The following is a 12709-nucleotide window of genomic DNA, read 5'->3' as shown; positions in this document are numbered from 1 at the left end:
TTACAAAACAGAAGCGTGAACCGCCTGGTACAAGCTTTGCTCCAGACAGGCCACAATTTCCAGGCGTATGGCCTGAAGCCAGGAATCCAGATGAGAACGGGGGTGCGCCGGGCAAGCCCATTCGCGCTGCAAACCAGCAGGCCGGCCACCCAACAAGAGCACCCGATCGGCCAGCAGCAAGGCTTCGTCGATATCGTGAGTGACCAACACAATGGCGCAGCCCGTTTGATCACGAATGGACAAGATCAGCTCTTGCATCTGACGGCGGGTGACTTCATCCAGCGCGCCAAAGGGCTCATCCATTAACAAAACTTGGGGGCGCCTAGCCAGGCAACGGGCAATCGCCACGCGCTGCGCCATGCCACCTGATAAAGCGCCGGGGCGCTGATGTCGGCTTTCGTACAGGCCAACCTGCCTTAAAGCTTGTTCCACCCGCAGCCGGCGCTCTGCCGCCGGTACAGCAGGCTGACGCGCAAAGCCCAAACCAAAGCCGGTATTCGCCTGCACGTTCAGCCAAGGCAACAAAATAGCTTCCTGAAACGCCATCGCCAAAGCAGGATGGACGCCGCGTACAGCTTCACCAAGAAAACGAACCTGCCCTTGAGTGGGCGATTGCAGCCCAGCCAGCACACGCAACAAAGAGGATTTCCCAACTCCGCTGGGCCCCAGCAAGGCGACGATTTCGCCTGCCCGAACATCCAGATCCAAGCCTTGCAGAACAGTTTGGCCGCCATAGGCCAAGGTAATGCCGCGTGCTGCTAAAAGCTCGGCCCCTTCAGACGCTACGGTGGAGGGGACGGCAAAGCTCATAGGGCATCCTGTCCCAGTTCGGCCTTTAACTGCGCGACCGTAGGCGAAATCAAGGGCACCAGCATGGCTTCGCGATAGCGACGCAGCAACTGCGGATGTTTGCCTTGCATATAAGTTGCGCCACCGATCGCAGAGCTTTCCAGGGCAACAGCCTGCGCAGCCAGATTACTCAGTTCAATACGGACCTTGAACAATTCAGGCGGTGCTACCGAACCGGGCTTGCGCACCGCGTCCACCAGGATGTCAGCCAGTTGCTGCACACGATCCAGCAAACGACGCGCAGGCTGCTCTTGCACCCATTGGCAACGTGGGGCCTCCAACACTTGCCGCAAGGAGCGACGCGCCAAGCCCATCGTCATACCGCACTGCAGCGCCATGAAACGGGGGCGCACCGAGCGTACAAACTGCGCTGCGTCCGGATGCAATAAGCGCTCTTCGCCCAGCTTGAGAGAGTTGAACTGCAAAGCGGCAGTATTGCTGCCGCGCAATCCAAGCAGATCCAGATCAGCTGAGCGTTCCAGGCCTGGATCACCCAATTCGGCAACCCAGATACCGGCCTGCTCTGCCGGCATGGCCGCCACCACGGCTACCACGCATTTTCCTGGCCGCAAATTAGTAATCCAGGGCAAGCGGCCTTCAAATTGCCATTGCTCTTGCACGGGCTGCGCCCGTACTTGCAGCTCTTCAATGCCTCCCAGAAACTTAATAGCATTGGATAAGCCGGTGGCACCGGCAATCGTTCCATCCAGCAAGCCGGGCAGATAGCGATCGCGCATAGCAGGATCTTGAACATCGCGCAGATATTCAATGAAGGTGCGTTGGCTCCACAGCACGAAACCGGCCGTCAGCGAATGCTCGGCAACCTCCACGATGGATTGAACCGCATCGCCAAAGTCTGAGAAATCCGCTTTCAACCCTACGCTTAACAGGCCGTTTTGCGCCAGGCGCGGTAACAGGGCCTGTGCCTGGGACGCATCGCTATCCAGCGACAAGGCATGTTCTTCCAGCCACTGAGATAGCTCTGGCGATAAAACAGGCTGCGGTAAAGCCAGTGCAGCCTGCTCTGGACGCGTTAAGGCGTTTCCCATGCGTAGGCCTCCAACTGGCTATTGAGCGGCGTCTGGGCCAGATTATTGGCAAAGTTGCAGATCGTTGCCAGGCCAATGCCGGTAATCACTTCCAAGGCCTGTTGGTCCCCGTAGCCAGCGGCACGGAAATCAGCCAGGGCCTGGTCGGAAACCTGACCACGAGTATCAATCACGGCGCGGCTGAACAACGCCAGCGCTTGCAGGCGTTCGTCATTGATCTGGTCAAAGCCACGAGCGCGCAAGGCGGCCAAAATTTCGGGGTCCAGCTTGGCTTTGTTGCTCGCAATTGCGGTGTGGCCGGCAACGCAGAAGCGGCAACCGTGCGTAGTGCCTGCAACCAATTGAACCACCTCGCGCTCGATCAGTGACAAGCTGGCATTGGCGTTCAAAGCCGACATGTCCTGATAGGCTTGCAGGGCAACCGGCGCATTCGCCAAGATCGCCAACAGGTTAGATAAAAAGCCACTACCACGCACCGCTTTTTCCAGTGCTGGTTTGACCGCTTCAGGCGCGGATTCCACAGTGTGCAACGTCAGGCGGGTCATGATTGCGTCTATTCCTTAGTTAATCGGGAGATGTGTTTATTGTGGATCGTATGGCCCCCTACATCCATGTGCGAACATAGCGGTATTCATATTAAAAATATCCACGAAAAGAAATAAGCATATTTTCTGCATGAACGAATCTGCCTCCCCTAGCGGTCAGCCCGACCCGGAATCCAGCGACACAGGACGTCCTGTGGAAGAGCTGCTGTTGTCCGGCCTAGAGATCTCGGCCAGCCTGTTTCATTTAGGCCAGTACTGCAATCAATGGGAAAGCAGTCTGCACGGCCATCAACGAGCCGGTTTTCATGTCGTCTTGCATGGACCTTGCTGGCTACACATTCAGCATCAAGACGCGATGGCCTTGCAGGCAGGCGATGCCGTATTTTTTCTGCGCGACCTGCCCCACCGCCTAAGCTCCTCGCCCCAAGCGCCGGACTGGAATGCCGCGCTGCAGCGTCAAACCATGCAGAATCTGCAAGTACAGGTGGCCCACAGCACAGGCTTGCTATGTGGTTTTCTGGATTTGGGTCGCGGATTAAGTGAGCTATTGCTGGCCACCGTGCCGGATGTTTTGCTGATTGATGGCCGCCACGCCGGAATGGACTCCGGCCAGCCTTTGCTGGACTTGATCCAGGCTGAAATGCGGCGTCAGCCACAAGCCCACCCTCGTCTGTTGGAAAAGCTGGTGGAGCTTTTATTGTTCTACACCTTGCGCCAGCAAATTGGCCAGACCCCTGCTGAAGGCGCTTTACCCGTGGGCTTGATTCATTTGGCCAGCGACCCGGCTTTTGGACGCCTTATTGAACAACTACTGCGTGAGCCCGCCAGGGTCTGGTCGGTAGATGATATGGCTGCCTACCTGAACATGTCCCGAGCGGCCTTTCACCGACGGTTTACCTTGCTCTGTGGCATGGCCCCTGCCCAGGTTCTGCTGCAATTGCGCATGCAATTGGCCAAGCGCCAATTGGAGCAAGGGCTGACCATGGAGCAAATTGCTGAACGTATAGGCTACAGCTCTGCGGCCGCCTTCAGCGCGGCCTTTCGACGCAGTGTAGGCGTCAGTCCCGCTGTGTGGCGCAAACAAGGACCGAGCCAATAAACGTCTTTGGCTATTACCTGCCCTGCAAGATATCGGACAGGCGTAAAAAAACCCCGAGCTGTAAACAGTTCGGGGTTTTTTGACCTACGAGGGCCAAGCCGAAGCCTGGCACCTGTGCAAGCGTTTAGATCACGCGGGCTGCTTCGATCAGACGCACAACAGTCCAGGACTTGCTGCGGCTGATAGGACGGCCTTCAGTAATCTCAACGGTATCGCCTTCGTTGTACTGGTTGGTCTCGTCGTGCGCTTTGTATTTATTGGAGCGGACGATGATCTTGCCATACAAAGGATGTTTAACGCGGCGTTCAACCAGAACGACGACAGTTTTGTCCATCTTGTTGCTGACAACTTGACCAATCAGGGTACGTTGACGTTTTGCGGTAGTTTGAGTTTCGCTCATCTTACTTTCCTGCGGTCTCAGCCATGACGGTACGAACGCGCGCGATGTCGCGACGTACTTTGCCCAGTTGGCTGGTGTTGGAAAGCTGTTGAGTAGCACGCTGCATGCGCAGGTTAAATTGTGCTTTCAACAGGCTCTCGAGCTCTTTCTGGAGCTCGGCGGCATCTTTAGTACGGAGTTCGCTGGCTTTCATGACGTCTCCTTAAGCACCGATCTGACGCGTTACGAACGTCGTCGAGATAGGAAGCTTGGCGGCGGCCAGACGGAATGCTTCGCGTGCCAGCTCTTCGCTAACACCTTCCATTTCGTACAGGACCTTGCCTGGTTGAATCTCAGCGACCCAGAACTCTGGATTACCTTTACCGTTACCCATACGAACTTCAGCAGGTTTCTGCGAAATTGGCTTATCGGGGAAGATACGGATCCAGATGCGGCCACCACGTTTGATGTGACGGTTAATTGCACGACGTGCTGCTTCGATTTGACGAGCAGTCAGACGGCCACGGTCAGTGGCTTTCAGACCAAATTCGCCGAACGAAACTTGCGCACCGCGAGTGGCCAGACCGGTATTACGGCCTTTGTGCTCTTTGCGGTACTTTCTGCGAGAAGGTTGCAGCATGTTTTATTCTCCTTCGGACGGAGCAGACGCCGCGTCTTTACGAGGACCGCGACCACGACCACCTGGACGGCGGTTTTCAGGACGGTCACCACGTGGACGACGTGGGCGACGCTCTTCAGGGGCTACGGTGTCAACAGGCATTTCGCCGTTAGGCAGCATGTCGCCCTTGTAGACCCAGACCTTGATACCGATAATCCCGTACGTCGTGTGCGCTTCGGAAGTGCCGTAGTCGATGTTAGCGCGCAGGGTGTGCAGAGGCACACGGCCTTCGCGATACCATTCGGTACGAGCGATTTCGATGCCGTTCAAGCGACCCGAGCTCATGATCTTGATGCCTTGGGCACCCAGACGCATGGCGTTTTGCATGGAACGCTTCATCGCACGACGGAACATGATGCGCTTTTCCAATTGCTGAGCAATGGAGTCGGCGATCAATTGAGCGTCGGTTTCAGGTTTGCGGATTTCTTCGATGTTAACGTGCACTGGCACGCCCAACAGACGCTGCAGGTCAGCCTTCAGGCTTTCGATGTCCTCGCCGCGCTTGCCGATCACTACACCAGGACGAGCCGAGTAAATAGTGATGCGAGCATTTTTGGCAGGACGCTCGATGACCACACGGCCAACGGACGCGCTTTTCAGCTTGCGTTTCAGGTATTCGCGCACACGGATGTCGTCAGCCAACATCGCACCGAAAGCAGCACCGTCAGCGTACCAACGCGAGCTCCAGTTACGGTTAACAGCCAGGCGGAACCCAATTGGGTGGATTTTCTGTCCCATTGTGACTCCTTAAGCGCCGACTTTGACCACAATGTGGCAAGTCTGCTTCTCAATACGGTTACCGCGGCCTTTGGCTCGTGCAGAAAAACGCTTCAACGACTGGCCTTTGTCCACGTAAATGGAGGTGACCTTCAGTTCGTCGATGTCGGCGCCATCATTGTGCTCAGCGTTGGCGATTGCCGATTCCAGAGCTTTTTTGATGATGCCAGCGGCTTTCTTAGGAGTGAAAGTCAGCGTATTCAGAGCGTGAGCAACGGACTTGCCGCGGATCAGGTCCGCAACCAGACGTGCTTTTTGCGCCGAAATATGGACTCCACGAATAATTGCTGTAGTTTCCATCACTTATCTCCGGGCCTTTTTGTCCGCAGCGTGACCCTTGAACGTACGGGTCAGGGCGAACTCGCCGAGCTTGTGGCCAACCATGTTCTCGTTAATGTAAACGGGAATATGTTGACGGCCATTGTGAACGGCAATCGTCAGCCCAATGAACTCGGGCAGGATGGTAGAACGGCGTGACCAGGTTTTGATCGGCCGTTTGTCGGCACCCACAACGGCTGCATCAACCTTTTTGATCAGGTGAGCATCAACGAATGGGCCTTTTTTAATCGAACGTGACATAGTGTTCGCCCCTTACTTGCGCTTACGGCGCGAAACAATCATGTTGTCTGTGCGCTTGTTACGACGGGTGCGGTAGCCCTTAGCAGGAGTACCCCATGGGCTGACTGGCTCACGGCCTTCACCCGTACGACCTTCACCACCACCGTGCGGGTGATCGACTGGGTTCATCGCCACACCGCGAACGGTAGGACGAATACCACGCCAACGCACAGCACCAGCTTTACCGATCTGACGCAGGCTGTGATCGTGGTTGCTTACTTCGCCAATCGTGGCGCGGCAGTCGATGTGAATGCGGCGAACTTCACCGGAACGCAGACGCACTTGAGCGTACGTGCCTTCACGAGCCAGCAACACAGCCGAACCACCAGCCGAACGAGCGATCTGAGCACCCTTACCAGGCAGCATCTCGATGCAGTGAATGGTCTGACCCACTGGAATGTTGCGGATAGGCAAAGTGTTGCCGGAACGGATTGGAGCTTCCGCGCCAGAGAACACCGTTGCACCCACTTCCAAACCACGAGGGGCGATGATGTAACGACGCTCGCCGTCTGCGTAGCACACCAATGCAATGTGCGCGCTGCGGTTAGGGTCGTATTCCAGACGTTCTACTTTCGCAGGAATACCGTCCTTGTTGCGACGGAAGTCGACAATACGGTAGTGCTGCTTGTGACCGCCGCCACGGTGACGAACCGTGATGTGACCGTTGTTGTTACGGCCAGCGCTGCTGGATTTCTTTTCCAGCAAAGCCGCGTGAGGAGCGCCTTTGTGCAGTTCAGGGTGAACTACTTTGATCATGCCACGGCGACCTGGCGACGTTGGTTTAACTTTTACCAATGCCATGTTAGTTCACCTCAGAAAAGTCGAGTTCCTGGCCGGGCTTGAGCGAGACATATGCCTTGCGTACACTGCGGCGGCGACCCATGAAACGGCCAAAGCGCTTTTCTTTGCCCTTCTGATTGAGCACCTGCACCGACTCAACTTCTACTTTGAACAACAGTTCAATAGCAGCTTTGATTTCAGGCTTGGTGGCATCAGGAGCGACGCGGAAAGCGATCTGCTGATTTTTTTCGGCAACGTACGTGGCTTTTTCAGTCACGACAGGAGCCAGAATTACTTGCAATAGACGTTCGGCGTTCATCCCAACATCTCCTCAAACTGAGCGACAGCCGCTTTGGTGACCAACACTTTTTTGTAGTGGATCAGGGACAGCGGGTCAGCGTAGCGTGGCTCAACCACAGCAACGTGAGGCAGGTTACGCGTAGCCAAGTACACGTTCTCATCCAGCGCGTCGGTGATGATCAGCACGGATTCCAGGCCCAGGTCTTTCAGCTTGTTGGCTGCCAGACGAGTCTTGGGTGCTTCCAGAGTGAAGGAATCAACAACCAACAGACGCTCGTCACGGACCAACTGAGACAGAATCGCGCTGATACCGGCGCGGTACATCTTCTTGTTGACCTTGTGCGTGTAGTTTTCTTCACCGGTGTTGGGGAATGCACGACCGCCTCCACGCCACACAGGCGAGGATGTCATACCAGCACGTGCGCGGCCGGTGCCTTTTTGGCGCCATGGCTTTTTAGTGCTGTGGTTGACTTCAGCGCGAGTCAATTGCTTGCTATTACCGCTGCGAGCATTGGACTGGTATGCAACAACGATCTGGTGAACCAGTGCTTCGTTGAATTCACGACCGAAAACGGTTTCATTGGCCTGCAATGTGGATGCAGCTTGGCCTTGTTCGTTCAGGAGCTTCAGTTCCATGATTTAGGCTCCTTTCACAGCAGGGCGCACAACGATATTGGCATTCTTGTGACCTGGGACAGCGCCCCGGACCAACAACAAGCCACGCTCGGCGTCGACGCGAATCACGTCAAGATTCTGAACCGTACGGGTAACGTCACCCATATGGCCCGACATTTTTTTACCTTTGAACACACGGCCTGGATCCTGGGCTTGACCAATGGAACCGGGTACGCGGTGCGAGCGCGAGTTACCGTGGCTGTTACGCTGGCCGCCAAAATTGTGGCGTTTGATGGTACCGGCAAAGCCTTTACCGATCGTGGTGCCCGTAACGTCAACCTTCTGACCCGCTTCGAAAATGCTTTCCACAGCCACTACGGAACCGGCAGCAAGGTCGGCAATAGCGGCGGGGTCGAGACGGAATTCTTTCAGGATGCTGCCAGCTTCAACGCCAGCTTTTGCATAGTGCCCTGCCTGGGGCTTGGTAACACGCGTTGCACGACGGGTGCCAAAGGCAACCTGTACAGCGGCGTAACCGTCAACTGCGGGCGTCTTGACCTGGGTGATGCGGTTGTTGGACACGTCCAGCACGGTCACAGGGATGGACTCGCCTTCCTCTGTAAACACACGGGTCATGCCAACTTTACGCCCAACAAGGCCCAGCCGCCACGCGGCAGGCGTAGGTGTCGAGTTCGACATCGTTTTCTCCATTCCCGACTACGATTGGTCGGGGCTAACTGAGAGTACACGCAATGAATTTGCGCGACGACCATAGCCAAAACTTTTTGGCTAAGCTAAGCAATATAGCACGCGGGTGTAAAGCCAAGCAAGATTTTCCGCAAAAATCCGCCCTAAGCTGCTGGATTGACAACAGTTTTTTGGATTCAGGGGGTTCGCTGCGGGGAAACAGATCAAGGAAGTGGATACTGCCCCCGCGCTGGCTCTAGGTGGATTTATTCACAAAACGGGCCACGTATTCATTTACCGGCTCATCACGAATTTGTTCCGGCGTGCCGCTTTGTTCGACCCGCCCTTCCCGCAGCACCACAATATGCTGTCCCAGACGCAGCGCCTCATCAATATCGTGGGTAATGAAGACGATGGTTTTTTGCAGGCTCTGCTGCAAGCGCAAGAGTTCATCCTGCATCTCGTAGCGGATCAGAGGGTCTAACGCCGAAAAGGCCTCGTCCATCAGCAATATATCGGCATCCACCGCCAAGGCCCTGGCCAGCCCTACTCGCTGTTGCATGCCGCCCGACAGCTCATCAGGATAATTGTCGCCGTAGTCTTGCAAGCCCACGCGCTCCAACCATTGCTGTGCCTGCTCCCTGGCCAAGCCACGCTTGTCCCCACGCACCTCCAAACCAAAGGCGGCGTTCTCGGCTACGGTTAAATGAGGCAGCAAGCCAAAGGCCTGAAATACCATACTGATTTCATAGCGGCGAAACTGGCGCAAGCGGGCCATGTCCAGCTGCAGGATATCCTGGCCATCCACCAACACCTGCCCGGCGCTAGGGTCAATCAGGCGATTGATATGGCGCACCAGAGTAGACTTTCCCGAACCTGACAGCCCCATGACGCACGATATCTTCTGAGCAGGAAAGCAGGCATTCACTCCCGCCAAACCCACAATGCAATCTGTCTGCTTTTGTACGGCCTGCTTGTCAGCCCCCTGCTTTAATAGCTCGACCGCTTCTGTAGCGCGGTTGCCAAAGACCTTATAGACATCGCGTAGCTGGATTTTGCAGTCCGTCGGCTCGGCAGCCGTTCTGATTTCATGATTCATGCCTGCCTCCTGACATGACGGCGATGGCGCTGAGAACGGCCAAAGGATTGAGAAATACGGTCAATGACAATAGCCAAAATCACAATTGCCACCCCCGCCTGCAAACCACGTCCGATATCCAAAGTCTGAATCCCGGCCAGCACATCTTCTCCCAAGCCCTGCGCCCCAATCATGGAGGCCACCACCACCATAGACAAGGCCATCATGGTGGTCTGATTGATACCGGCCATAATGCTGGGCCGTGCCAAGGGCAAGGTTACTTTGGTCAGCATCTGCCAACGGGTGACACCATAGGCTTGTGCCGCCTCCATCACATGTTTGTCCACCTGCCGCAGACCCAGACTGGTCAAGCGGATTAGGGGCGGGACAGCGTAGACCACCGTTGCCAGCACTGCCGGCACTTTACCCAGGCCAAACAACATCAATACCGGAATCAGATAAACAAAGCTGGGCATGGTTTGCATCACATCCAGCACCGGGGTCAGCACCCTGCGCAGCAAGCGGCTGCGAGCACTTAAGATCCCCACTGGAATTCCGATCAGTAAGGAGAACACGGTAGCGACCAGGACCAGCGTAAAGGTCTGCATCAACTTGTCCCACAAGCCCATCGCGCCAATCAGATACAAACCAGCGACGTACAACAGCACAGGCAGATAACGCCGTTGGCCCCACCAGGCGAGCAAACCGGTTAATGCCAGAATTGCCCAAGCAGGCACTTGCTGCAACAGTCTTTCAACCGGCAAGATCGCATGGGTCAAAATCCAGGCGCTGATCTGGCGAAATCCAGTGCCCCATTCCTGTACCGCTGCCAGCAATTGGCGGTTCACCCAATCCGCAGCCGACCACTGAGGGAAAAAGCGTGATTGAGCAGTAGGTTTTGCTTGAGCCTCTTTAGGCTCTATGGCTGCTTGTAATCGGTCAGCCTGAGCAGCCGGCATCCAGTTGCGCCATTGCTCCGGATTTTCCTTCAAAAACTTCTGTACCTGCGTCTTGGCATTTTGCCCACCCTCTGTCATGCCCAGGATGATTTTGTTCATCTGCTCGGGCTCCAGTTGAATCTTTTCAAACAGATCCACCAGCTCGGGATGGGATTGGATAAAGGGTGTGGAGGCAGCTACTCCAATATGCGCAAGAATGAAGTCAGTTGGGCAAGTCTTGCCTTTACCGGACACCGCTGCTTCCCAGCACGCTTCATTAAAAGGCGCGCTAGCCAGTTTCCTGAAAGCGTATTTAGCCATCAAACCGGCGGGCTGCCAGTAGTAAAACAGAATGGGTTCACGCCGGTCGTAAGCGGCGCTGATAGCCGCATCCAATGCAGCTCCTGTTCCAGGACGAAAGTTCTGATAGTGATCACCCAAGCCATATAGATCAAACAGGTGACTATTGAATGTCTCGCATACCCAGCCAGACGGGCAATTATAAAAACGGCCTTTATCAGGCTGCTCCGGGTCACTGAACAGGCTTGCGTAACGGCCCAGGTCCTCGATACGCTGCAAATCTGGCGCCCGCGGCTCAAGATTTCGATCCTTATCCCCGTCCACCAGGTAGTCCGGCACATACCAGCCCTGCTCGGCCCCACCTTTCAGCGTATTGCCAATCACCTGCACCTGACCGGCCTTGATTGCTTTCTCGATAATTTCAGTACGGCCGGACCAGATCTCGGCAATCACCTGAATATCGTTTTGCGCCAACGCACTCTCTAAGGCAGCCGATGAGCCAGGGACGCGCTCCGTAACACAACCGTAAGCCTGCTCCAGAATCTCCTGATACAGCTCTGTACTGAAGGCTGCGCTTTCCCAGCTGAGATCAGCCAAGCGTATAGGTTTATTGTCTGCACACGCTTGAGCCTGGACGCCTGACCACCAAAAGAACAGGCACAGAGCCAGCCAATACCCCAGAAAACGATGCGATCTTTGTCTGTGATTATTCATTCTTGCCCTCCTTAGCCTGGTGCACATCGTCGCATTAGTTGATGGGTGAAGATGTGTCCGGTAGTAAAAAAGAGCGTGGCTTTCATCATCACTTGGCGCTTGCTTCGGCGCCGGCCATCAAAACTAAGCTGGTTTTTGAAAGTGCACGGACGAAAAAAAACGCCATGCAATTGCATGGCGTTCTTTCGATGTAAGCCAAATGGCTTGCAGAATTACTGCAAAGCGATTTCGACGTCTACACCTGCTGGCAAATCCAGACGCATCAGAGCGTCGACGGTCTTGTCTGTAGGATCGACAATGTCCATCAAGCGCTGGTGGGTACGCATTTCAAACTGATCGCGCGATGTCTTGTTGACGTGCGGCGAACGCAGAATGTCGTAGCGACGGATGCGTGTTGGCAGTGGTACTGGACCACGAACAACAGCGCCGGTGCGCTTGGCGGTTTCTACGATCTCAGCAGCAGACTGATCGATCAACTTGTAATCGTAAGCCTTCAGACGGATGCGGATTTTCTGGTTTTTCATGGGTAATCCTAAAGAACGATATAAGTGGGGGCTTTTTGCAGACATTACCGAAAAAACGGATAAGACCTAACTGAAAAGCACCCTTTTTGGGGGTAGCAAAGATGCGGTGTGAAGGTTTGCACCTTCGCACCGCTATCAAGGCTTATTACTTGAGGATCTTAGCAACCACACCAGCGCCGACGGTACGGCCACCTTCGCGAATTGCGAAGCGCAGACCTTCTTCCATGGCGATAGGAGCGATCAGGGACACTTTCATCGAGATGTTGTCGCCTGGCAGAACCATTTCTTTGTCTTCTGGCAGTTCGATCGTGCCGGTCACGTCAGTTGTACGGAAGTAGAACTGAGGACGGTAGCCCTTGAAGAAAGGAGTGTGACGACCACCTTCTTCTTTGGACAGAATGTACACTTCGGCGTCGAAGTCGGTGTGCGGCTTGATCGAACCTGGCTTGGCCAGAACTTGACCACGCTCAACGTCTTCACGCTTGGTGCCACGCAGCAACAGACCAACGTTATCGCCAGCTTCGCCTTGATCCAGCAACTTGCGGAACATTTCAACGCCGGTACAAATGGTCTTGACCGTGTCTTTGATACCCACGATTTCGATTTCTTCGCCGACCTTGACGATACCGCGCTCAATACGACCGGTCACAACCGTACCACGGCCGGAGATCGAGAACACGTCTTCAACAGGCATCAAGAAGGTACCGTCAACGGCACGCTCAGGCGTAGGAATGTAGCTGTCCAGCGCTTCGGCCAGAGCCAGAACGGCTTGGCTGCC

General features: G+C 55.2%; 19 protein-coding genes. 2 read left to right on the top strand and 17 right to left on the bottom strand.

Annotated features, from left to right (window positions below):
- Genes AC1RSM_RS18405 through AC1RSM_RS18395 form a run of 3 tightly spaced genes read right to left on the bottom strand, consistent with a single transcriptional unit; the run spans position 1 to position 2443 of the window.
- Positions 1–810 (bottom strand): ABC transporter ATP-binding protein, encoded by an 810-nt coding sequence (locus tag AC1RSM_RS18405; RefSeq protein ID WP_492934025.1) that lies wholly within the window; start codon positions 808–810, stop codon positions 1–3.
- The gene (locus AC1RSM_RS18400; RefSeq protein WP_492934024.1) at positions 807–1898 is read right to left on the bottom strand and encodes an acyl-CoA dehydrogenase family protein; all 1092 of its coding nucleotides are present in this window, start codon (positions 1896–1898) and stop codon (positions 807–809) included. The genes AC1RSM_RS18405 and AC1RSM_RS18400 overlap by 4 nt, the downstream gene beginning before the upstream one ends.
- The gene (locus tag AC1RSM_RS18395; protein WP_492934023.1) at positions 1883–2443 is read right to left on the bottom strand and encodes a carboxymuconolactone decarboxylase family protein; all 561 of its coding nucleotides are present in this window, start codon (positions 2441–2443) and stop codon (positions 1883–1885) included. Before AC1RSM_RS18395 ends, AC1RSM_RS18400 begins: the two co-directional genes overlap by 16 nt.
- A gap of 130 nt (positions 2444–2573) precedes the next feature.
- Between AC1RSM_RS18395 and AC1RSM_RS18390 the strand changes: the two genes are divergently transcribed.
- A complete protein-coding gene (locus tag AC1RSM_RS18390; RefSeq protein WP_492934022.1) occupies positions 2574–3542 on the top strand; it encodes an AraC family transcriptional regulator in 969 nt (322 codons plus the stop codon).
- A gap of 124 nt (positions 3543–3666) precedes the next feature.
- Here the strand turns inward: AC1RSM_RS18390 and rpsQ are convergent, their stop codons facing one another.
- The 12 genes from rpsQ to AC1RSM_RS18330 form a co-directional block, all read right to left on the bottom strand.
- Positions 3667–3942 (bottom strand): 30S ribosomal protein S17, encoded by a 276-nt coding sequence (gene rpsQ, locus AC1RSM_RS18385; protein ID WP_009462428.1) that lies wholly within the window; start codon positions 3940–3942, stop codon positions 3667–3669.
- A gap of 1 nt (position 3943) precedes the next feature.
- Positions 3944–4135 (bottom strand): 50S ribosomal protein L29, encoded by a 192-nt coding sequence (rpmC, locus tag AC1RSM_RS18380; RefSeq protein WP_003803032.1) that lies wholly within the window; start codon positions 4133–4135, stop codon positions 3944–3946.
- A gap of 9 nt (positions 4136–4144) precedes the next feature.
- The gene (rplP, locus tag AC1RSM_RS18375) at positions 4145–4561 is read right to left on the bottom strand and encodes a 50S ribosomal protein L16 (RefSeq protein ID WP_003803033.1); all 417 of its coding nucleotides are present in this window, start codon (positions 4559–4561) and stop codon (positions 4145–4147) included.
- Positions 4562–4564: 3 nt separating this feature from the next.
- Entirely contained in the window at positions 4565–5338 is a 774-nt protein-coding gene (gene rpsC / locus AC1RSM_RS18370; protein WP_492934021.1) for a 30S ribosomal protein S3, read from the bottom strand.
- Positions 5339–5347: 9 nt separating this feature from the next.
- Positions 5348–5677: a 50S ribosomal protein L22 gene (gene rplV, locus AC1RSM_RS18365; RefSeq protein WP_492934020.1), complete on the bottom strand. Its 330-nt coding sequence runs from the start codon at positions 5675–5677 to the stop codon at positions 5348–5350.
- Positions 5678–5680: 3 nt separating this feature from the next.
- Positions 5681–5956 (bottom strand): 30S ribosomal protein S19, encoded by a 276-nt coding sequence (gene rpsS, locus AC1RSM_RS18360; protein ID WP_492934019.1) that lies wholly within the window; start codon positions 5954–5956, stop codon positions 5681–5683.
- Between the two features lie 12 nt (positions 5957–5968).
- Complete coding sequence (rplB, locus tag AC1RSM_RS18355) at positions 5969–6796, bottom strand: 50S ribosomal protein L2 (RefSeq protein ID WP_492934018.1); 828 nt, start codon at positions 6794–6796, stop codon at positions 5969–5971.
- A 1-nt stretch (position 6797) separates the two neighbouring features.
- Positions 6798–7094: a 50S ribosomal protein L23 gene (rplW, locus tag AC1RSM_RS18350; RefSeq protein ID WP_003803043.1), complete on the bottom strand. Its 297-nt coding sequence runs from the start codon at positions 7092–7094 to the stop codon at positions 6798–6800.
- A complete protein-coding gene (gene rplD / locus AC1RSM_RS18345) occupies positions 7091–7711 on the bottom strand; it encodes a 50S ribosomal protein L4 (protein ID WP_094198176.1) in 621 nt (206 codons plus the stop codon). Before rplD ends, rplW begins: the two co-directional genes overlap by 4 nt.
- Positions 7712–7714: 3 nt before the next feature.
- The gene (rplC, locus tag AC1RSM_RS18340) at positions 7715–8389 is read right to left on the bottom strand and encodes a 50S ribosomal protein L3 (RefSeq protein WP_492934017.1); all 675 of its coding nucleotides are present in this window, start codon (positions 8387–8389) and stop codon (positions 7715–7717) included.
- Positions 8390–8633: 244 nt separating this feature from the next.
- On the bottom strand, positions 8634–9476 hold the full coding sequence (locus AC1RSM_RS18335) for a quaternary amine ABC transporter ATP-binding protein (protein ID WP_492934016.1): 843 nt from the start codon (positions 9474–9476) through the stop codon (positions 8634–8636).
- Complete coding sequence (locus tag AC1RSM_RS18330; protein ID WP_492934015.1) at positions 9473–11407, bottom strand: glycine betaine ABC transporter substrate-binding protein; 1935 nt, start codon at positions 11405–11407, stop codon at positions 9473–9475. The genes AC1RSM_RS18335 and AC1RSM_RS18330 overlap by 4 nt, the downstream gene beginning before the upstream one ends.
- Positions 11408–11448: 41 nt before the next feature.
- Between AC1RSM_RS18330 and AC1RSM_RS18325 the strand changes: the two genes are divergently transcribed.
- Complete coding sequence (locus AC1RSM_RS18325) at positions 11449–11601, top strand: hypothetical protein (RefSeq protein ID WP_492934014.1); 153 nt, start codon at positions 11449–11451, stop codon at positions 11599–11601.
- Positions 11602–11619: 18 nt separating this feature from the next.
- Here the strand turns inward: AC1RSM_RS18325 and rpsJ are convergent, their stop codons facing one another.
- Complete coding sequence (rpsJ, locus tag AC1RSM_RS18320; protein WP_003803053.1) at positions 11620–11931, bottom strand: 30S ribosomal protein S10; 312 nt, start codon at positions 11929–11931, stop codon at positions 11620–11622.
- 145 nt (positions 11932–12076) lie between these two features.
- A partial coding sequence (locus AC1RSM_RS18315) for an EF-Tu C-terminal domain-related protein (RefSeq protein ID WP_492934013.1) occupies positions 12077–12709 on the bottom strand: 633 nt, incomplete at its 5' end.

This window comes from Alcaligenes sp. GW821-FHT11D07 (assembly GCF_058808495.1).
This window is presented reverse-complemented; position numbering and strand designations above follow the sequence as displayed.